The following is a 20,375-nucleotide window of genomic DNA, read 5'->3' as shown; positions in this document are numbered from 1 at the left end:
AACTTCAAAAATTCATCTTGAAAAATGATCGAGTCGTGGGAAAATGACTTGATACTTTGTGCTAAAATGGATTGGGTTGAAATTACTATTCCAAAAAAAAGAATAACGGGGAAGAGAAGCTTATTCATTGTAAATGAAGTTTCGGATATGGGTATATTTGCAAAGGCAATTTAACAAATTTGATGGGATCTGGAAAGTAAAACGCCGGTTCTCTGTCTTCTGTATAGAATAACAGATACCAGCAAAAATAGTGTGTTTTACTTTTTTATGAAACGAACAGCAACCCAATTCAGATCCACTTTGTGGCTGATGTATTCCATGTTGTTTTTTTCAGCTTCCTCTTTAATGTATTTTAAATCTTCGGTATAGAATCCACTCATCACCAATTCTCCGTTTTTCGGAAGACAGGCAACGTAATGTTTCATGTCATTAAGCAAGATATTTCTGTTAATGTTGGCCAAAACAACATCATATTGTTTTCCTTCCAATAAAGTGGCATCACCCAAAAAAACGGATACATTATCAGCCTTATTGTTTTTGATATTTTCCAGTGAGTTGGTATAAGGCCATTCGTCGATGTCAATTGCATCTACTTTTTCAGCGTTTCGTTTCGATGCCAAAATTGCAAGCAGACTGGTACCACAGCCCATATCCAAGACTGATTTTCCGTCCAGATCCAATTCAAGAATACTCTGAACCATTAACGAAGTGGTAGAGTGGTGTCCTGTTCCAAACGACATTTTTGGATCAATTACAATATCGTAAGGAACTTTTGGAGTGTCGGTATGGAAAGAGGCTCTGATCACAACCTGATCTGAGATGATAACCGGACTGAAATTGGATTCCCAAAGCGCATTCCAATCCTGAGATTCAATTGTTTTGTTCGAGTAGCTCAATTTAAAAGGAGCATTCGGCAACTGATTAATGCTAAGTTGCTCTACCTCTTTCATATCAAACAGAGGCGCCTGTATGTATGCCTCAACAGCATCTTCACTTTGTGTAAAACTCTCGTAATCCAATTCGCCAAGTTCTGCAATTAATATTTCTGCAATTTCTTCCGAGAAAGGTTGGATCTGACATTTCAGTTCGATATAATCCATTTTATTTGTCTAATAATATAAGGCAACAAGTTAATTTAATCCTGATCAAAAAACAAAAGCCGACACAAGTGTATCGGCTTTAATTATATGTGTTTACGCTATTAAAAAGCGGTAATAATTCCCATGAAATCTTCTGCATTAAGAGAAGCTCCGCCAATTAAACCTCCGTCTACATCAGGGTTTTCGAATAATTCTTTAGCATTGGAAGGTTTACAACTTCCTCCGTAAAGGATAGATGTATTGTCTGCAACTTCTTGTCCGTATTGAGCAACCAAAGTCTGACGGATAAATGCGTGCATTTCCTGTGCCTGAGCTGAAGAAGCAGTTACACCTGTTCCAATAGCCCAAACTGGTTCGTAAGCCAAAACAATTTTTCCAAATTCTTCTGCTGATAAATGGAATAATCCTTCTGCAATCTGGCTTTTTACAACATCAAAATGCTTTTCTGACTGACGTTCTTCCAAAACCTCACCAAAACAGAAAATTGGAGTTAAACCGTTAGCAAGACTTAGAGCTACCTTTTTAACTAACTTCTCACTGGTTTCGCCATAGTATTCTCTGCGTTCCGAATGACCTAGAATTACGTATTTACTGCCGGTTGATTTAATCATCGAAGCCGAAATCTCTCCGGTATAAGCTCCGCTAACTTCATCTGCACAGTTTTGAGCAGCAACACCAATTTTACCACTAACAAGTTTATTTACTTCAGTTAGGTGAATAAAAGGAGTACCAATAACAACATCTACACCATTAAGCTCAGTCTTTTCAACTAAATCATTGATTTGTCCCGCCAATACAATACCTTCTTCAAGTGTATTGTTCATTTTCCAGTTTCCTGCAACAATTTTCTTTCTCATAATCGTAATCTGTTTTTTGCTTCTGCAAATCGAATTCTTATCAAACAGAAAAGAACAAGAAGCAATAGCAAAGTTGATGTAATACTAATAATTAATAGATTGATATTTAGTGTTTGATGTTTTGTAATAGAGTAAGCTGCAAGATCGCCTTGAAGTTGCTTTGCTTCAGGAAAATCTTTAAAATGCCATTTGTCAAGGATAGTTCCTTTTTTAAGTAAAAGCAAACCTGGATTCGAACGAATGATTGTTTTTAATTGAATTTCATCGGTATTGTAAAATTCAAAAGGCAATTCATTAGTAGTTTTAAAACTTTGCATAGCATCTTCACCCGAAGCAGTCAGGCCAATAAACTGTATGTTGTTTTCAAGAGCGTAAAATGCAAGTTCTTTAATTTTTAGTAAAGCACTTTCGTTGATTTCACTAAGATTTTTCGAAACCAAAAGGAATGTATATCCATTGTCGGATAAAACCATATTGGTAATGTCTCCTTCTGTCTCATTCGAGATTGAAAAATCATGAATCGGAGGAGTGTATCCTTCTTTTATTTTTATTTGTTCAGAATCTACATATTTCCAGGTTGTATCCTGCCAGGGATAATTGGTTTCGTCAAACTCCTTTACTACGCCATTTTTTTCATATTTAAAAAGACTTCGGTATTCGTCAGCAGGAGCTCCTTCCGGAATTTTCATTCCATCAGAAATATTGGCGCCAATATGATACGGTCTAAAATCGATAAGAGGCAAATGACGATATGAGTAGGTTGAGATCCATATGGAAACAGCAAGGGCGAATCCAACCAGTAAATTTTGTTCCCAAACCGGATGCTGATTTTCATCTTTTTTCCTCCTCAAAAAGATCACTAAAGTGAAAGCAAGAATTACAATGTTTTTCCAGAAAGTTTCCCAATTGCTAAGAACCAACGCATCTCCAAAACATCCGCAGTCGGTTACCGGATTACTAATTGCTAAAACAAATGTAAGAGGTGTGAAAAAAAGCATAAACAGGAGTGCCAACCATGCAGTAATATTTTTTCTACTGTTGAAAATCAAGGCCATTCCAACAGTAAATTCGAGAGCAGATAAAAGAATTGCAAGAGGAAATGCAGTCTCCTTTAAAGCATCCATGCCAAAGGCCAAAAAATAATCTGTGAATTTGAAGGTTGATCCCATTGGGTCAACAGCTTTTACAAATCCGGAGAAGATAAAAATTAGACCAACAAAAAGACGACTAACAAATTGTAATATTCTCATAATTCAGCAATCTTATCAGGCGTTTTCGAACTCAATTTTAATTAAACCAAAAACTGCATAGTTAATCATATCGAAATAGTTGGCATCAATACCTTCCGATATTAATGTTTTTCCCCGAAGATCTTCAATTTGTTTGGTTCTGTTAATTTTCATCAGGATCAAGTCGGTATAAGAGCTTACCCTCATACTTCGCCATGCTTCATCATAATCGTGATTTTTGGCTTCCATTAATTCTTTAGCCTCAGCAAAATATTTTGAATACAACTCAAGAGCTTTTTCATTAGGGAGTTCATTTTCTGAGGGGCCAAGTTTCAGTTGTATAATACCCATGACGGCATAGTTTACAATTCCGATAAACTCATCCCGAATATTATCCTCGATCTTGCTTACTCCTTTGGTCTCAAGACTTCTTATTCGCTGTGCTTTAATGTATATTTGATCGGTTATGGAACTTGGGCGAAGAATTCTCCAGGCGGTTCCGTAATCGTGCATTTTTTTTGTGAAGATATCCGTACAGATTTTAATAATCGAATTGTACTGTTGGTCTGTTTTATTCATAATTAGTGTTAGAAATTTCCTTTGTAAAAGTAAGAAAATAGCTTAAGACATGGTATTTTATTTTACTTTTGCTTCGAAATTTGTTCAAAAAAAACGGTGATGCAAAATTACAAAACAAATTGTTTTAACAGCGATAATCTTTCTATTAAGTGCGGGGATCGGTCAATAAATTTTGAAAAGCCTTTGGTTATGGGGATTCTGAATCTGACTCCCGACTCATTTTATGATGGAGGTTCTTATCTTAATAAAGCAGCCATTTTGAAACGAAGCGAGCAAATTCTGTCCGAAGGAGCTGAAATTATTGATCTTGGAGCTTACTCTACTCGTCCTGGTGCTGCAGATGTTTCAGCTGAGCAGGAAATTCTCAGATTGATTCCGGCAGTAGAATGTATTCGAAAGGAATTCCCCGATGCGATATTATCTATCGATACATTTAGAGCCGAAGTAGCTAAAAGAATTGTCGCCGATTTTGGAGCCTGCATTATTAATGATATCTCAGGAGGAACCATGGATGATAAAATGTTCTCGGTTATTGGCGAATTAAAAGTTCCATATATCATGATGCATATCAAGGGAACGCCCCAAACAATGCAGCAAAATCCGGTTTATCATCATTTAATGAATGACATGCTTGCTTTTTTTCGATTGCAGATTAAAAGACTGAATGAATTTGGAGCCAAAGATATTATTATTGATCCCGGATTTGGATTTGGGAAAACATTGGATCACAATTATGAAATTATAGCTAATTTACAGGAATTTAATCAGCTTGACTTGCCAATATTGATTGGAGTGTCTCGTAAGTCGATGATTTATAAATTTTTAGGTGGGGATCCATCTATGAGTTTAAATGGCACTACTGCGTTGAATATGATGGCATTGGATCAGGGAGCAAATATTCTAAGAGTACACGATGTGAAAGAAGCTGTTGAATGCGTAAAGCTGTATTCAAAGATCAAATCCTCATTGCAGTAATATGTCCAATAAAATTGTAATTTTGTTAACATACTGAATTTAATAGAAAAGAATGACCACAGCATTTATTACACTTGGACTTTTTGATATTCTTGATATATTACTTGTAGCCTTCCTGCTTTACCAGATTTACATGTTAATTAAGGGGACTGTTGCCATCAACATATTTGTTGGGTTGTCTCTTTTTTACCTAATGTGGTTGTTGGTTCGGGCACTTAACATGGAATTGTTAAGTGGTATTCTTGGTCAGTTTATGGGGGTTGGTGTAATTGCATTAATTGTTGTATTTCAACCAGAAATCAGGAGATTTTTTCTATTACTTGGAACTAAATACAACTTAAGTCAAAAATTTACATTGAATAATTGGTTCGCTCTTGATGAAAGAGGAATTCCGGATATTGAAATCAGATCAGTTGTTAGCGCATGTGAACACATGTCAAAAACGAAAACGGGTGCTCTCATTGTAATCGCAAAAAACATGGATTTGCAAAGTTATGCAGATACAGGACAAATTTTAAAAGCAAGAGTATCTAAAAACCTCTTGGAAACCATATTTTTTAAGAATTCACCTCTTCATGATGGTGCTGTGATTTGGTCAAATAGTAGAATACTTGCTGCACGCTGCATATTGCCTGTTACGGACGATACGAATATTCCGGGCAGCCTCGGATTAAGACATCGGGCGGCGATTGGAATGACTCAGGCGACCGACTCTCATGTAATTACGGTTTCCGAGGAAACTGGAAATATCTCCTATATTATGGGAGGAAATATTAAGGTAAGGATTACGACAAACGAATTACGAACATTTTTGGAAGGCGATTTTTCAAGTTTTATCATTTAAAACCAAAGAAATGAAAATTGGAATTACCGGAGGATCTGGTTTGATTGGTACTCATCTAACAGAAAAATTGGCAGGAGATTTAAATGCTGATATTCTTTTGATTCCAAGAAAACTTCTTTATGGTAATGTTCAGGATCTTTCCGAATTTATTAAGTATTGTGAAGTCATAATTCACCTTTCCGGCGCCCCTGTACTATGCAGGTGGAATTCCAAAAATAAACAGGTTCTGCGCAATAGCCGGATTACTACAACTAGAAATCTTAATTGTGCTATTGCTTTGATGGAAATTAAACCAAAGCTATTCATTTCAACTTCAGCAGTTGGTATTTACGACAACAAACATACACACAACGAGTATAGTAAAAATTTTTCGGATGATTTCTTGGGTGAACTTTGTATTGATTGGGAAAATGCTGCTAATGAGATAAAAAGGCAAGGTGTTCGAACTGTTATTTTTAGATTAGGTGTTGTTTTGAGCGACAAAGGAGGAGCTTTCGCAAAAGTTCTGCCTATTTTTCGCTATGCCTTAGGCGGTAAATTGGGAAATGGAAGTCAGGCATTTCCGTTTATTCATATAAAAGATCTTATGAATGCTTATTCTTATGTTATTTTAAATAAGGAAATGGAAGGGGCTTACAATTTAATTGCACCTGAATTAATTACGAATCGGGACTATACCAAAGCACTTAGTGCTTTTTTAAATAGACCTGCATTTTTCCATGTTCCTGTATTAATTCTCAGAGTCCTTTTTGGGGAAGGTGCAAATGTTCTTCTTTCAGGCCAGCGAGTTGTGCCTGAACGTCTTTTAAGTGCTGGGTTTCAGTTTGTTTTTCAAACTTTGCATGCGACTCTTAATTCATTTTCAAGTCATAAATCATCAAATTCTTAATAGCCGTTTTCGGATAGTTAGTCGCTGTTATATGTATTCCTAAGGAAATTAAGTTACCTTTTATCATAAAGGGGTTGATTTTGTGATGCATTAGTTTTAATTTTGATTAAACAACCTTAGTATGAAATAAATAGTGCCCTGTAAGGGTATTTTTTTTCTTTTTAAAGTGTGTAAACCACTAACTCGAAACCTATGGAATTGGATTTTACTCCCCAATTATTGATTGTTGATGACCGTGCTGAAAACTTGGAATTACTAAAAGCCTTGTTAGGGAAGTTACATGTTGGTTTAGAGTTAATTCAATCACCAATAAAAGCTTTACAGGATATCGAGAATAAGGAGTATGCTCTTATCATTCTCGACGTTCAAATGCCACAGATGGATGGGTTTTTACTTGCTCAAAAAATTAGAAGTGGTTATGTGAATAAATCAACTCCGATTATTTTTTTAACAGCAATATTTTTGGATAAACAAAGTGAATCAAAGGCGTATGAATGCGGTGGTGTTGATTTTATTATGAAACCATTTGATAATACGATCTTAATTAATAAGATCAATATCTTTTTGGAACTATATAAAAACCGGAGATTGATTGAATCTCAGAATAAGAAGTTGACTGTCGCTCTTAACGAGAAGGATTTGTTGGAGGGACGTTTACGAAACCTTGCATCCAATTACCGATCTATTTTGGAAGGACAATCGGAACTCATTTTGAAAATGGATAGTCTCCATAGGGTGGAATTTGCGAACAAGGCATTTACAGATTTTTTCAATTATATCTTGGATGGAATTTCCAGAGATTCTTTGGCTTCTGTTAATTTAGTTTTGCAGGAGCAATTGATTCAAGGAATTAAGAAGCTGAATGGCAAGAATAAATTCACAACTTTTGAAGGTCATATCGTCAATTCTGCTGGAAATAATGTTTGCCTGGAATGGACTGTTTTTAAGGAGATAGAATTTGATGATACGCACTATTTGGCAATTGGCCGTGATGTTTCGGAACGGAAACAATTAAAAGATACATTAGTTAAGAAAGAAAGTGTTTTAAGAAAGATTCAAAAGAAAGCCAAAATAGGAAGTTTTGAATGGGATTCCTATTCTAAAATTATTCGTGGTTCAGATGAATTTTTACGACTCTATGATATTTCTTCAATTGATAAAGAAAATATTTTTGAGGAAATTAAGTTGAAAACCCATATTGATGATAAGGAGGCAATTGAACGCATGCTTTTAAATCTTCCTGAAAAAAATCAAAAAATTGAATTTGAACATCGATATATATATAACAGCGGAGAGGTTAAACATTTCAAAATTGAGATGTACAGTGAATACCGTGAAGCAGAGGACATATTTCATCTGTATGGTCTTGTTTCGGATATTTCTCAGAAGAAAGCTTTGGAGTTGACATTTAAAGAGAGTTTAAGTCTTGAAAATGATGCGTACAGTGACAAGGCCATTTTTGAGTTGAATGCAAAAAATCAAATCAGCTATTTGAATGATTACGCATGTAAATTCCTGGAGTGTAAAGCGCTAAAAGACTCTAAGGGAATGGAATTTACACAGTTTTTTAAGGGGGAGGACACTAAGAGAATTAAGAAGATATTGAATCTGTCGAGTTCTAAAAAAGGCTTTGTGTTTGAATTATTGTCAATTGTTACCAAAAAACATTCACTGAAACGAATTGTTTTAGCAGCTCATTCAACCTTGGTAAATAATGAAAAAGGTGTGCGTGGCATAATGATGGAAATAGTTACAAATGGTGAAGTTGAAAATAATTCTTTTGATTATAAGGATATTATAACCGGTTTGAAACGGCAGGAGCAGGAATTTGAAGATAAAACCAATAAGCTAAAAGAGAAAGTTGAACAAGAGCTTAGAATCAATGATTTTCATCGTCAGTTATTATTGAAGAAATCGGAGCTTGAATCCCTTGGAAAAATGGCAGGCTCAATGGTGAATGAGATCAATCAGCCCTTAACTGGAATTTCGATGATTATGGATAATATTCTTTTGCGTTTGTCGACGAATAATATTGATGAGGGGTACATCCGGGAAAAATGTTCGCAGGTATTTGCAGACATCGACCGCATCAAGAAGTATTTGTCTCAAATTGGCATTTATAACTCTTCTCAAAAGGAAAATACGCAGGAGCTAATTGATGTGAAAAGTCTTGTTCATGATTCTTTAAACCTGATTAAGAAACAATATAAGACACGAACTGTTGAGGTTTCGTTTGATGCATGTTCTGATGATTTATACGTAACAGGTAATAAGTATAAGTTTCAGAAGGTTATTGTTGATATATTAAACAATGCTTACGAATCTATTGAGTACAAACAACAATCTTCAGATGCAAAGAAAAAAGTTGAATGGATAAAAATTACTGCTGAATTAGTGGATAAAACTGTAGTAATAGCAATTAAAGATAATGGCTGTGGAATCGATCCGGATAACCTCAATTATATTTTCGAACCATTTTTTACGACCAAACAATCAGGTATTGGCTCAGGACTCGGGTTGTATATTAGCAAAGGAATTGTGCAGAAGATGAATGGGCAAATTTCAGTTAGCAGTAAAAAGAACGAATTCACGGAAATGAAATTGATATTGCCTTTTGAATTCGAGAATTCAAAAAAAGCAATCAAATTTGAAAATAATTAATCATCAGTAAAGTCTGCTTAGTATGGTGTCTATAAGTAATTTAAGAATATTGATTTTAGATGATGAGAAGCTGGTTCGGGATGAATTGGAGGAATTTTTAAATGATCCTAATTTTAGAATATTTAAAGCAGGAAGCCCGTCAGAAGCGTTCAATATTATGGATAAGAACGAGATCCATATAGCCATTATTGATATTAATTTACCTGAGATGAATGGCTTGGATGTTCTGGAAAAAGTGAAGCACGATTTTCCTGAAATTGAAGTGATTATGATTAGCGGATACAGTGAGATGGATTCTGTTATTCATTCGATGCGTTTGGGAGCCTCAGATTTTTTCACAAAACCTTTTCGTCTGCGTGATGTCGAAAGTGCAATCGAACGAACCAAAAAGTTTGTTCACCTAAAGAAAAGTTTAGTAGAGGTTAAACGAAACTACTCTATAATTTCAGAAGAGTTTTACAAGGCTATGGGATACGAAATTATCGGAGATAGTCCTCAGATGAAGAATTTAATTAATCTTATTGGGAAAGTTGCTAAAACTGAGAATACTTCGGTGCTCATAACAGGTGAAAGTGGAACGGGTAAAGAGTTAGTTGCCAGAGCTATTCATTATCTGAGCAGTAGAAAGGAAAATTATTTTTATGCCGTAAACTGCAGTGCTATTCCGGAGTCACTTTTTGAAAGTGAATTTTTCGGACACACTAAAGGAGCGTTTACCGGAGCTTCCGCATCTAAAGTAGGATGGTTTGAAGCTGCTAATAAAGGAACTCTTTTTTTGGATGAAATTGGTGACATGCAACTTAATCTTCAAACCAAATTTTTAAGGGTTTTAGAAGATCGGAAAATCATGAAAGTTGGTTCTAATATCGAAATTCCATTTGACACAAGAATTATTGCAGCCACGAATCAAAACATTGAAGGACTTCATTCCGAAAAAGGATTTCGTTTGGATCTGTATCACCGAATCAGTTCTTTTATTATCCATTTAGAGCCTTTGCGAAACAGAAAAGAAGATATTCCCTTACTTCTGGATTATTTTGTGAAATACTTTAACCGTGTAATGGGGAAAAGCATTAGCGAGATTGATGGTGCCGTTATTAGGCGATTACTTGCTTATGAATTTCCTGGCAACGTGCGGGAACTAAAAAACATGGTGGAACGAGCTGTTATTATTTGTGATGCAAATCGATTAAGCTTATCGCATTTCCAACTTACCCACCCGAAAGAAGAAAAACGAAGAATCGATTTTTCTACTGATGAAAATCTGGATCTGGAATTGGTTGAAATGGATTGTATCCGTAAAGCACTGGAAAGATCCAATAATAATAAATCTAAAGCTGCCGACCTCCTAAATATTACCTGGCAATCTCTCGATAGGCGAATAAAAAAATATAAAATTGAAGTTTAATATCTGATTCCGATCAGATATTTTTTTTCCTCCAAAATTGGTGAGTTGCATTCACGATTAGCTCTATTTTTTAGTAAAGGCATATAGAATCAAGATTTTTCAGGTTTTCTATTGTATCCGATTTTTATTGTATCCGATAATGGATAAAATATTGAAAAATGACTTGTTTGCAAGTAGATCAGGCAGTTAAGGTGATGGTTTTACTTTTCTTAAACATATATATCCGTAAACGGATAATTTTTTCAATACAGATTAATAATTGTTATTAATATAACTATCTGTATTTTAGATATATATGTTTTGTGGTATGTCGATTGATAAAGGAAGTATGTTATTATCAATTATTAGTGTATGGATTTGTTAATATTGGAAGGCAACTTATTGAAAATTATTCCTTCATCAGATGAACCTATGAATATCCTTTTTGTCAAAGAAAATAGATCACTTATTGATGAGCTGAAAGAATACATTCAGAGCTTAGATGCCAGAGCGTATTTTGCTGATGATCCGGTCGAGATGGAAATTATTTTAAATCAGACGACAATTGATTTGGTAATTTTGCCGTTGAAGGCTTTATCCAATTCGGATATGCTAAAATACATTAATGATAATTTTAAGGAAACCAAAGTTGTGATTACGGTTGACCGTGAGGAACAGAATTCCAAATTGGAAAACCGAAAAGCACTCTATATGAATTACGAACTGCTGCAGAAGCAACTTCGTTTATTCGACTTAAAAAAAGCTATTGGTTCCGGTCTTGATTATAGTCCGAACTGATATTTTGCTCTATTCACTTTTCAACCAACCATGTAGATTGATTAAAAATTTACAAAAATTGAATTTGAATCTCGGAAGCAAATGAAAGTTTCATTTGCTTCCGGTTCAAATTTTAAAAAAGAAACCTTAATCTCAATTGTTAAATTATAAAACTGAAGTTATGAAGCAGGAAGTTCAGGATGATTTAGTTAGAATTAAAGACAGACTCAGAATTCTTGATGACAAGAAGAAGAAAGTTGCCAAGATTATTGGTGTAACAGATGTGTATTTGTCTTATATTCTTAATGGAAAACGACCATTGACTACAACAGTTAAGTCAAAACTCTTTGATTACTTAGGCCTTAGTTAATTTTTTTGACCAATGCCGTTTAACTAATATTAATAATCAGGTAATTATTCATGACTCATGGAAGGATTACCTGATTTTTATTTAATTACAATCAGCATCTGATTAATTGATTGGATATATTTTGTAAATTGTATGTAAGTGATAGAACATCAGGGTTTAAGCAATTTTAAACAGTTTATTTGCTTTCCATTTTTTAATATCAGTCAAGTATGAAATCTGTATTTCGAATAGTGCTTTTTTATCTCTTTTTGTCTTCAAATTTAGCATTTGGTCAGGGACAGGCTGGGATATGGTATTTTGGTGAAAATGCAGGTTTGGATTTCAATGTAACCCCTTCCGTTGCGTTAACTGATGGTAGTTTAAATACAGAGGAAGGTTGTTCAACTGTTTGTACTGCGCAAGGAGACCTGTTATTTTATACAGATGGAGTTACTGTGTATAATAAAACCCATGCAGTAATGGCTAATGGAACAGGCTTGGATGGCAATTCTTCAGCAACCCAATCTTCAATAATTGTGCAGCAGCCGGGAAGTGCGATACTCTATTATATATTTACTGTTGATGCTCATCAAAATGCTCTTCGAAATGGTTTAAATTATTCGATTGTTGATTTGTCGCAAAATGGTGGACTTGGAGTTGTAACAGTTAAAAATACGGTATTGTATGGCAGTGAGGTTTGCGAAAAAGTAACCGCGGTGAAACATGCTAATGGTACTGATTTTTGGGTTCTTATGCATCCATGGGACAGTCGTGATTTTTATGCTTATCAATTTACAGCCACAGGTATTTCAACTCCTGTAATCAGTACGGTTGGAGTACGGCATAATAGTGATCGGAAATCTGCTATTGGATATATGAAAACTTCTCCTGGCGGATCGAAATTGGCTGTTGCAATTTATACTCAGGATCGGGCTGAGTTGTTCGATTTTAATACTGCCTCAGGAGTTGTTTCAAATCCAATTCAGCTGAATAATTACAGCACTCCTTATGGTATTGAGTTTTCTCCTTCGGGGGAATTTTTATATCTAAGTTCATTCTTAGGTGGCAATTTGTATCAGTTTAATATTTCATCTAATAATCAGGCCACTATAAACGGATCTGCTCAAATTATCGGAAACGGATCGTGGTTGTATGGTGCATTGCAATTAGCTCCGGATAATAGAATTTACATGGCCAAAACCAATACGGACGGAACAACCGGAAGTCTTAATCTGGATGTGATTAATAATCCGGATGTAGCTGGGGCTGGAGCAAATTTTGTTGCTGATTCGAAAAATTTATCTGGAAGAAGATGTCGGTTAGGTTTGCCAAATTTTGTGACTAGTATTTTCACTCTTGAGTTTGCCTATCAGTTTGACTGTAGGGGAGACAATACTGAGTTTACAATCAGTTCCGATCTGACAAATATTTCAAGTGCAACCTGGAATTTTGGCGATGGAACTGTATTAACTTCTAATATCAGTCCTTTCACAGTAAATCATATTTACGGAACAGCAAACACTTACAATGTTAATTTAGAAGTTAGTCTGATTTCAGGAGGAACAGATAATGTTACTCAAGCTGTAGCAATACGTTCTTTGCCAATAGTTAATAATCAATCGCAATCTGTTTGGGAAGATGTTCAAGGCACGGGAATAGCAACAGGTGTAGATTTGACTATTTTGGAAACTGCTGTAAATAGTGTGGCAGGATCAACTTTTACATGGTATTCTGATGTCACCCTAACATCGGTTGTGCCTGATGCCACCAATGTAACCGTTACCAACGGACAACAATTCTGGGTTGAGGTGAATGATGGTTTTTGCAGTAATGTTGCTGTGGTAACTTATACGGTGAACACTTTGCCGAAAGCTTTGGATCAAAATATTACTCTATGTGAGGACAATTATAATACGGGTATTGTTTCCAATATCGACTTAACATTGCTCGAAGCAGCAATCACAAATAATAATGGTTTCACAGTAACATGGTTCCACGATCTTGCTTTAACACAGCCGGTAATAAATCCTAACAATAGGATAGTTTCCAATGGAGAAGTGTTTTATGCTCAGGTATCAACAGGTACCGAGACAAGTGTTGCCACTGTTACTTACACCATCGAAACACTTCCTGTGGGGAATGATGTTTCAGTTCAAATTTGGGAAGATAGTTTTGGTTCAGGAACAGCTTCAGGTGTTGATTTAACATCCTATAATATACAGGTTGCGGGATCAAATAATATCGTATGGTATTTTGATGCAGCATTAACAAATCCAATTGTAAATACAACTAACCTTGTTGTGAATGATCAGGATGTTTTTTACGCATATATTGACAATGGATCATGTTTAAATCGTGGAAGTATCAAGTTCACAGTACGATCATCGCCAATTGCAAATGATTTAAATATAGATGTGTGCGAGGATGTGTTTGGAGGTGGAATTGCATCTAATATTGATTTATTGTTGCTTAATGGTGCCATTAACGGGGGAACAACCAGTAGTGTCAGTTGGTTTACCGATGCAGCATTGTTAACTCCTGTGGCAACCCCTTCAAATGTAAGTGTAACCAACGGGCAAGTGTTTTATGTTTTGGTTCAAAGTGCCGGTGAGTCGAATACGGCCACAGTTATCTATACGGTTCTTTCCTCACCAATTGCGAATAACCAAAGTGTTGTTGAATTTGAAGATGTGCCCGGATCTATGATTTCTCTTGGCGTAGATTTAAGTTTTTACAATAATATGATACTTGGCGGGCAATCAAACTCAATTGATTGGTACTTAGATGCTGGTCTTACAAATTTGGTTCCTGATCCAACAAATCAAGATGTTGCGGATGGTGATGTTTTTTATGTCCTTGTATCAAACGGAGTTTGTTCGAATGTTGCAACTGTTGATTTTTCAGTGGTTAACACACCAATTGCCAGAAATGTATTTCCCGTTGTTTGTGAAGATGTTGCGGGAACAGGCAATGCTTTGGTTGATTTAAGTTTGTTTGAAAATCAGATTAATGAAGGGAATGGAGATGCTTTTGCATGGTATAGTGATTGGCCAACAGAACCCAATGGATTACCAACGAATGCAATTCCTGACCCTGCAAATGTAATTGCTGCAAATGGCGATCGTTTTTTTGCATCAGTAAGCGATGCCTTTAATACGAATGTTGCCGCCCTTACTTATACCGTTAATTCATTACCCGGTGCTGTTAATCAAACTGTTGAGGTTTGGGAAGATACTTTTGGAACAGGTCTGGCAACAGGGATAAATTTATTGGCTTATAATTCAATTATTTCAAGCAATTCAATATCGTGGTATGAAGATGCTTTGCATACAATTTCTGTATTAACTCCTGATAATGTAAATGTAACAACAGGAGACAGTTATTATGCCTTGGTAGATGATGGCAGTTGTCAAAACTCTGCAGTTTTAACATTTACTGTTCGAAATCTGCCCGAAGCAAATGATTTGCAGGTTGAGTTATGTGAATATGTATCGGGAAGTGGTTCATTGACATCCTACGATCTTTCAAAATTAGAGCCGGCAGTAAACAATGATCCGGGAACAGTTAAAGAATGGTTTTTTGATATGGCCTTGAGTTTGCCGGTTCCAAATCCTATGAACGCAGCCATTTCTAACGGAGATAGTTTTTTTGTTCGCGTAAGTTTTGGCGCGGAGAGTAATGTTGGAAGAATTGATTTTACAATCAATTCGTTGCCTGATGCTCAAAACCATCAGGTCTTGTTATGCGAAGATAGTTTCAATTCCGGGCAGGTGAGAGGAGAGAATTTGAATAATTACTATTCTGACATTACAACATCAGTAAGCAGTACTATTATTTGGTATTATGAAGCAACTTATTCCAATGCTGTTTTAAATACTCGAAATGTTCTTGTTTCGGACGGAGATGTATATTACGCCAGAGTTTGGAATGGTGTCTGCGAGAATTTTGCAGAGCTGTCATTTGATATTTTATCATTACCTCAAACCTCAACAGTAAACGAGGTAGTTTGTGAAGAGAGTTTTGGATCGTCCTCATTGTCTGGAATAAACCTTACCGATTATAATCTGCAGGTGAGTAACCATCCTGCTGCAAATGTGCAATGGTTCGAAGATGACCAATTGAATATTCCTGTAGCGAATCCTTCGGGTGTAACTGTCTTTAATCAAAGCTCATATTATGCCCTTGCCACTAATGCGAGTTCTTGTGAAAATACCGGACGATTAAATTTCTTAGTCGATCCACTGCCGGAAGCAAATAATCTAAGTATAGAATTATGTGAGGATGTTTTGGGAACAGGAGAGGTTGTGAATTATAACCTGACTGCGCTTAATAATCAGATAACACCTGATGCCTCTGTTACAGTGAGTTGGTATGAAGATGTTGATTTACTCATTCCTGTCTTAAATCCGCTTAAAATTTCACTTCGTTCCGGTGAAAGTTATTTCGCTAAAATAGAAAATGGATGTGTTAATTCCTCGGTGATTGATTTTACCGTTCATGACAGGCCTTTTTTTGATTTAGGAATGGATACAACAATATTTTACACCGAATCAAAAATATTATCTCCTTCAATAGATATTCGGTTTTTACCAGGCAATTATCTATGGCAGGACGGTACAACGGCTTCAACCTATACGGTTACCGAAGAAGGAAAGTACTTTTTGGAATATACAGATATGAACGGTTGTGTTGGGATGGATTCCATCATGGTTTATGTCGATAGGTATCGGATATTTGTTCCAAATGCTTTTACCCCTGACGGAAATGGTGTTAATGATACTTTTGGACCATCAATCACAGGTGATATTGCAGGTGAAGATATTGAGATGTATATATACAATCGTTGGGGTGAACTAATCTATACATATACTGATTTGGGGCAGGGATGGGATGGCACCTATAAAGGGAAAAACGCAAATGTGGGAGTATATGTTTGGATCCTGATTGTTAATGGGAAAGCCCGTCAGGATGGCAATGTTTCTTTAATTCGATAAAATGGTAAAATGGAGATTTATTTGTATTGTCTGTTGTTTGCTTTGGACTTCATTGGTCAAGGCTCAGGACGTTGAGTTCTCTCAGTTTTACGCAAACCGGCTTTATCTTAATCCTGCGTTTGCCGGATCAGAGTACGTTCCAACTTTAGGAATGTCTTATCGAAATCAGTGGCCTCAGAATAATCGTCCTTTTGTCACCTATAGTGCTTCTTACGATCAATTCGTTGATTTGATGAATGGCGGACTGGGAATATTAATTCTTCAGGATAATCAGGGACAAGGAGCAATTAAAACAACAACTGCCTCGGGAATGTACTCGTACTCCTTGGATATTAATCGAAATTTATCAATGAATGTTGGATTCAAGGCTGGTTATATTCAAAGAAAATTGGATTGGAGTTCATTTGTGTTTTCAGATATGATAGATCCATTGTATGGAGTGATTTATCCTTCCAGAGAAGTTCAGCCAAATAATTTGAGTAAATCGTACTGGGACTTTTCCATGGGGATCATCGTAAATTATAAAAGTCTTTATTTTGGAGGTGTAATTGATCATCTCTCAGAACCCAATGAGGCATTCAATTCAGAACAGAATATAGCGGTTTTACCTCGTAAATATACAGTGCATGCAGGTGCAAATATTCCAATGGGATATTCCCGTGGATTAATGAAGAGCAATTTTACCATTTCCCCAAATATATTGTATCAACGACAATTGGATTTTGAGCAAATAAATTATGGAATGTATTTATCCAGAAATAACTGGGTGGTTGGTGCTTGGTTTCGTCATAATCTTTCCTTCGATTTTGATGCATTCATTATTTTGATTGGTTACCAAACTGATAAAATTAGAATTGGCTATTCCTATGATTATGTGGTGTCTAATTTGGTGAAAACAAATTCAGGAGCTCACGAGATATCGCTTAGCTATTTATTGGGAAAGGCAAAATCTTCTTGTTCCGGAACTTATTTTTTAAGAAAAAAAAGAAGGATACGTGCAATTCGATGTCCGAAATTTTAAAATAAACAGGTTGAATGTTATTGAATTATAGAGTGTTGAAGTTTAATTATTATTAACCGGTTAACAAAAGTTAAGATTCCTTAAGAGAAGTCTATTGAATTTGGTATTGCTATGATATTAAATTTAGAAATGATATATTTATGTTGTGATAATCATTGATTTTATTGAAATTCAAATGAAAATTTTTTATAGAGTTTTACTATTAATCTTTTTTTTTATGTTTTTTGTTTCACTTCCGGAAATGAAGGGACAGGAAACTGAAGATGTGAGTGACTCAATAAAAACATTAAAGATTCTTCAACAAACACTTGATGATATTGTTGAAAAAAATACAGCCTATGAAAATGTAGGTTCCGAGATGGAAGTTGATGGTTTGGTTATGGATGAAACAATGACCAAAGTAGGACGTGATTTCTATGATATGTTTTTTTCCGTCTGGGTTGCGCCTCAAAAAGCAAAAAATTTCACCATTACTATTAAAGAAATGGTTTTACCGGGCTTAGCAACTCAGATTATTGTTTTGGTAAATGATAATGAAGTATTTAAACAAAGAGTGCAGCCACGCTATGAAGTATTGGAACAAATGTCCCAATACGCAAACCAAATGGCGATGCAATTTTTAAATAATTATGAAAAAATGAATGCCCAACTTGAAGATGAAGATCAACAGGGAACGGGAATGTTTTGAACTTTAAACTGTGAACCATGAATATTATAAAAATAGTATTTGTCTTGTTTTTTCTGAGTTTGTTATTGCCAACCGAATCTATGGCTCAGGATTTTGTGTATAAACCAATAAATTCATCTTTTGGGGGTGATCAGTACAATTACAATTGGTTATTGAATTCCGCAACACAGCAAAATAGAATTGAAGATCCAAATGCTGATAGTGCATTAAATAAAGATCCGTTGGATGATTTTCAGGATAACCTGAACCGACAAATATTGAATCAACTATCAAGTAAATTGGTTAATTCTATTTTTGGAGACAATAATCAGCTTGAAACCGGTTCGTATAATCTAGGGAATTACAAGGTAGATATTTCTGAAGATGCAAGTGGTGTTACTGTGAATGTCAGTGATATTACAAATGGAAATTTTACAAATATTGTTATTCCCAGTTATTAATAAATAGTTATTCGCTAATTCCCTATATATGTTTAAATGTATACGCCACTACTATAGTGTTTTAATTTTACTACCTCTCTTAAATGGATGTGTTCCATATTTTAATCAACCTTTAAGTGAGCAAAGAGCCGAAATTGGAGCTGAAACACCTGCAAGGAAAAGTTTGGTTGGTTTGCCTGAGCCAAAAGAAAAGATAGTTGCGGCAGTGTATAAATTCCGTGATCAGACCGGACAATATAAGCCTTCTGATAATGGAGCCAATTGGTCGACAGCGGTTACTCAGGGAACCACATCAATACTCTTAAAAGCAATTGAAGAATCGGGTTGGTTTATTCCTATTGAAAGAGAAGGCTTATCTAATTTACTGAATGAGCGAAAAATTATACGATCAAGCCGTGCAAATTACGCAGGTCAAAATGAAAGTTCTCAATTATTGCCTCCTCTTTTGTTTGCCGGTTTGGTATTGGAAGGCGGCGTTATTAGTTACGATGCCAATGTTTTGACTGGCGGTGCTGGATTAAAGTATTTTGGTGCTGGGGCTTCTGGTCAGTACCGGCAAGACAGGGTAACTGTTTATCTTCGTGCTATTTCTACAAGTAATGGTCGAATTCTAAAGACTGTGTACACTTCAAAAATGATTCTTTCTCAAAAATTGGACGCCAGTATCTTCCGATATGTTAAGTTTAAACGTCTGCTTGAGGCTGAGGTTGGTTTCACCTATAATGAACCGTCTGAAATGGCTGTGAAAGAAGCAATAGAGAAAGCCGTTGAGTCATTGATTATAGAAGGTGTTATTGAAGGACTCTGGGATTTGAAGAATCCGGAAGATGTTAATTCAGATGTAATAACAAAATATGTTGAAGGAAAAGAGGATAATCAGGGGGCAGATTTCTTTGATCAGTTAATTACTCCGCGCCGCCGTAAATTTGGTTTAGGCTTTAATGGCGGATCATGGTTGTATATGGGAGATTATAAGCATACGGAGATGAAAGCTATGGCTGGAGTATCTTTATTGTACGATACTCAAACAGCATTGCAGTTTGGACTTAATTTTAGCCGGGGAGATCTTGCAACTACAAATTATTTTCAAAAAACTTATAATTCTCTTGATTTAACAGCTAAATATCGTTTACTGCCTTATAAAGATTGGACTCCTTATATTGAAGGTGGCTTAGGTGTTTTTTCAGAACATGAAAAGTCCATATATACTATTGATCTTTCAAATTCGATATATACTCAGGCAATATATGGAGCAGGTGTAGAATTTTTATTTAATGATCATATAGGTTTGAATTTCTCTGTGTTGAATCATTACATATTTAATGATAATATAGATGGATTAAAACAAGGAAATTTTAATGATTATTTTTGGGAAGGGAAAATCGGCTTAAACTTCTATTTTGATAAGATTTGGGATAGAAATAAGAAGAAGAAAAACAGAAAAGAAAAAGTACAAAAAAAAGCAGTGAGTCAGTCTGTTTCTGCTGAATAAAATAGTAACAAGTTATTAACAGGGTCGAATAAATATTCGACCCTTTTTTTATTTGTGTATTTCTCAGCTTATTGTCTTTAATAGTTTGCAAAA

At 35.4% G+C, this 20,375-nt stretch carries 17 protein-coding genes; 13 read left to right on the top strand and 4 right to left on the bottom strand.

Going from position 1 to position 20,375, the window contains the following annotated elements:
• Nucleotides 1–24: 24 nt before the first annotated feature.
• Nucleotides 25–174, top strand: a complete 150-nt coding sequence (locus BZG01_RS21485) for a hypothetical protein (RefSeq protein ID WP_180327181.1) — start codon at nucleotides 25–27, stop codon at nucleotides 172–174.
• Nucleotides 175–257: 83 nt separating this feature from the next.
• Here BZG01_RS21485 and prmA read toward each other — a convergent pair whose 3' ends face one another.
• From prmA to BZG01_RS02760, 4 genes are all read right to left on the bottom strand, one after another.
• Nucleotides 258–1,100 (bottom strand): 50S ribosomal protein L11 methyltransferase, encoded by an 843-nt coding sequence (gene prmA / locus BZG01_RS02775; RefSeq protein ID WP_101308306.1) that lies wholly within the window; start codon nucleotides 1,098–1,100, stop codon nucleotides 258–260.
• 101 nt (nucleotides 1,101–1,201) lie between these two features.
• Entirely contained in the window at nucleotides 1,202–1,957 is a 756-nt protein-coding gene (gene tpiA / locus BZG01_RS02770; protein ID WP_101308305.1) for a triose-phosphate isomerase, read from the bottom strand.
• The gene (locus tag BZG01_RS02765; RefSeq protein WP_101308304.1) at nucleotides 1,954–3,207 is read right to left on the bottom strand and encodes a BT_3928 family protein; all 1,254 of its coding nucleotides are present in this window, start codon (nucleotides 3,205–3,207) and stop codon (nucleotides 1,954–1,956) included. The genes tpiA and BZG01_RS02765 overlap by 4 nt, the downstream gene beginning before the upstream one ends.
• Nucleotides 3,208–3,222: 15 nt before the next feature.
• On the bottom strand, nucleotides 3,223–3,765 hold the full coding sequence (locus BZG01_RS02760; RefSeq protein ID WP_101308303.1) for a DUF1599 domain-containing protein: 543 nt from the start codon (nucleotides 3,763–3,765) through the stop codon (nucleotides 3,223–3,225).
• Between the two features lie 99 nt (nucleotides 3,766–3,864).
• On the opposite strand from BZG01_RS02760, the gene folP reads away from it, so the two are divergent.
• The 12 genes from folP (at nucleotide 3,865) to BZG01_RS02700 (ending at nucleotide 20,282) form a co-directional block, all read left to right on the top strand.
• Complete coding sequence (gene folP / locus BZG01_RS02755) at nucleotides 3,865–4,740, top strand: dihydropteroate synthase (protein WP_101308302.1); 876 nt, start codon at nucleotides 3,865–3,867, stop codon at nucleotides 4,738–4,740.
• A 52-nt stretch (nucleotides 4,741–4,792) separates the two neighbouring features.
• Nucleotides 4,793–5,584, top strand: a complete 792-nt coding sequence (cdaA, locus tag BZG01_RS02750; protein ID WP_101308301.1) for a diadenylate cyclase CdaA — start codon at nucleotides 4,793–4,795, stop codon at nucleotides 5,582–5,584.
• Between the two features lie 10 nt (nucleotides 5,585–5,594).
• On the top strand, nucleotides 5,595–6,473 hold the full coding sequence (locus BZG01_RS02745) for a TIGR01777 family oxidoreductase (protein ID WP_101308300.1): 879 nt from the start codon (nucleotides 5,595–5,597) through the stop codon (nucleotides 6,471–6,473).
• Between the two features lie 192 nt (nucleotides 6,474–6,665).
• Nucleotides 6,666–9,134 (top strand): response regulator, encoded by a 2,469-nt coding sequence (locus BZG01_RS02740; protein WP_101308299.1) that lies wholly within the window; start codon nucleotides 6,666–6,668, stop codon nucleotides 9,132–9,134.
• 22 nt (nucleotides 9,135–9,156) lie between these two features.
• On the top strand, nucleotides 9,157–10,542 hold the full coding sequence (locus BZG01_RS02735; RefSeq protein WP_101308298.1) for a sigma-54-dependent transcriptional regulator: 1,386 nt from the start codon (nucleotides 9,157–9,159) through the stop codon (nucleotides 10,540–10,542).
• Nucleotides 10,543–10,893: 351 nt separating this feature from the next.
• Nucleotides 10,894–11,319, top strand: coding sequence for a hypothetical protein (locus BZG01_RS02730; protein WP_101308297.1), 426 nt, complete (start codon nucleotides 10,894–10,896; stop codon nucleotides 11,317–11,319).
• A 160-nt stretch (nucleotides 11,320–11,479) separates the two neighbouring features.
• Nucleotides 11,480–11,668 carry a helix-turn-helix domain-containing protein gene (locus BZG01_RS02725; RefSeq protein WP_101308296.1) on the top strand — a complete coding sequence of 63 codons (189 nt, stop codon included), beginning with the start codon at nucleotides 11,480–11,482 and terminating at the stop codon, nucleotides 11,666–11,668.
• A 209-nt stretch (nucleotides 11,669–11,877) separates the two neighbouring features.
• Nucleotides 11,878–16,641, top strand: a complete 4,764-nt coding sequence (locus BZG01_RS02720) for a T9SS type B sorting domain-containing protein (RefSeq protein WP_101308295.1) — start codon at nucleotides 11,878–11,880, stop codon at nucleotides 16,639–16,641.
• Nucleotide 16,642: 1 nt separating this feature from the next.
• Nucleotides 16,643–17,662 (top strand): PorP/SprF family type IX secretion system membrane protein, encoded by a 1,020-nt coding sequence (locus tag BZG01_RS02715; protein WP_101308294.1) that lies wholly within the window; start codon nucleotides 16,643–16,645, stop codon nucleotides 17,660–17,662.
• Between the two features lie 217 nt (nucleotides 17,663–17,879).
• Nucleotides 17,880–18,350, top strand: coding sequence for a CsgE family curli-type amyloid fiber assembly protein (locus tag BZG01_RS02710; RefSeq protein ID WP_180327180.1), 471 nt, complete (start codon nucleotides 17,880–17,882; stop codon nucleotides 18,348–18,350).
• A 17-nt stretch (nucleotides 18,351–18,367) separates the two neighbouring features.
• Nucleotides 18,368–18,790 carry a curli production assembly/transport component CsgF gene (locus tag BZG01_RS02705; protein WP_101308292.1) on the top strand — a complete coding sequence of 141 codons (423 nt, stop codon included), beginning with the start codon at nucleotides 18,368–18,370 and terminating at the stop codon, nucleotides 18,788–18,790.
• Nucleotides 18,791–18,818: 28 nt separating this feature from the next.
• The gene (locus BZG01_RS02700; protein ID WP_101308291.1) at nucleotides 18,819–20,282 is read left to right on the top strand and encodes a CsgG/HfaB family protein; all 1,464 of its coding nucleotides are present in this window, start codon (nucleotides 18,819–18,821) and stop codon (nucleotides 20,280–20,282) included.
• Nucleotides 20,283–20,375: the final 93 nt, after the last annotated feature.

This window comes from Labilibaculum manganireducens, from assembly GCF_002843385.1.
GTDB lineage: Bacteria > Bacteroidota > Bacteroidia > Bacteroidales > Marinifilaceae > Labilibaculum > Labilibaculum manganireducens.
Note: the sequence above shows the minus strand (reverse complement) of the source record. Positions and strands in the feature narration are given on the sequence as shown.

What these genes read in the sequence shown, in the direction of transcription:
- BZG01_RS21485 (WP_180327181.1), top strand. Translation starts at nt 25, where the DNA reads ATGATCGAGTCGTGGGAAAATGACTTGATACTTTGTGCTAAAATGGAT.
- prmA (WP_101308306.1), bottom strand. Translation starts at nt 1,100, where the DNA reads ATGGATTATATCGAACTGAAATGTCAGATCCAACCTTTCTCGGAAGAA.
- tpiA (WP_101308305.1), bottom strand. Translation starts at nt 1,957, where the DNA reads ATGAGAAAGAAAATTGTTGCAGGAAACTGGAAAATGAACAATACACTT.
- BZG01_RS02765 (WP_101308304.1), bottom strand. Translation starts at nt 3,207, where the DNA reads ATGAGAATATTACAATTTGTTAGTCGTCTTTTTGTTGGTCTAATTTTT.
- BZG01_RS02760 (WP_101308303.1), bottom strand. Translation starts at nt 3,765, where the DNA reads ATGAATAAAACAGACCAACAGTACAATTCGATTATTAAAATCTGTACG.
- folP (WP_101308302.1), top strand. Translation starts at nt 3,865, where the DNA reads ATGCAAAATTACAAAACAAATTGTTTTAACAGCGATAATCTTTCTATT.
- cdaA (WP_101308301.1), top strand. Translation starts at nt 4,793, where the DNA reads ATGACCACAGCATTTATTACACTTGGACTTTTTGATATTCTTGATATA.
- BZG01_RS02745 (WP_101308300.1), top strand. Translation starts at nt 5,595, where the DNA reads ATGAAAATTGGAATTACCGGAGGATCTGGTTTGATTGGTACTCATCTA.
- BZG01_RS02740 (WP_101308299.1), top strand. Translation starts at nt 6,666, where the DNA reads ATGGAATTGGATTTTACTCCCCAATTATTGATTGTTGATGACCGTGCT.
- BZG01_RS02735 (WP_101308298.1), top strand. Translation starts at nt 9,157, where the DNA reads ATGGTGTCTATAAGTAATTTAAGAATATTGATTTTAGATGATGAGAAG.
- BZG01_RS02730 (WP_101308297.1), top strand. Translation starts at nt 10,894, where the DNA reads ATGGATTTGTTAATATTGGAAGGCAACTTATTGAAAATTATTCCTTCA.
- BZG01_RS02725 (WP_101308296.1), top strand. Translation starts at nt 11,480, where the DNA reads ATGAAGCAGGAAGTTCAGGATGATTTAGTTAGAATTAAAGACAGACTC.
- BZG01_RS02720 (WP_101308295.1), top strand. Translation starts at nt 11,878, where the DNA reads ATGAAATCTGTATTTCGAATAGTGCTTTTTTATCTCTTTTTGTCTTCA.
- BZG01_RS02715 (WP_101308294.1), top strand. Translation starts at nt 16,643, where the DNA reads ATGGTAAAATGGAGATTTATTTGTATTGTCTGTTGTTTGCTTTGGACT.
- BZG01_RS02710 (WP_180327180.1), top strand. Translation starts at nt 17,880, where the DNA reads ATGTTTTTTGTTTCACTTCCGGAAATGAAGGGACAGGAAACTGAAGAT.
- BZG01_RS02705 (WP_101308292.1), top strand. Translation starts at nt 18,368, where the DNA reads ATGAATATTATAAAAATAGTATTTGTCTTGTTTTTTCTGAGTTTGTTA.
- BZG01_RS02700 (WP_101308291.1), top strand. Translation starts at nt 18,819, where the DNA reads ATGTTTAAATGTATACGCCACTACTATAGTGTTTTAATTTTACTACCT.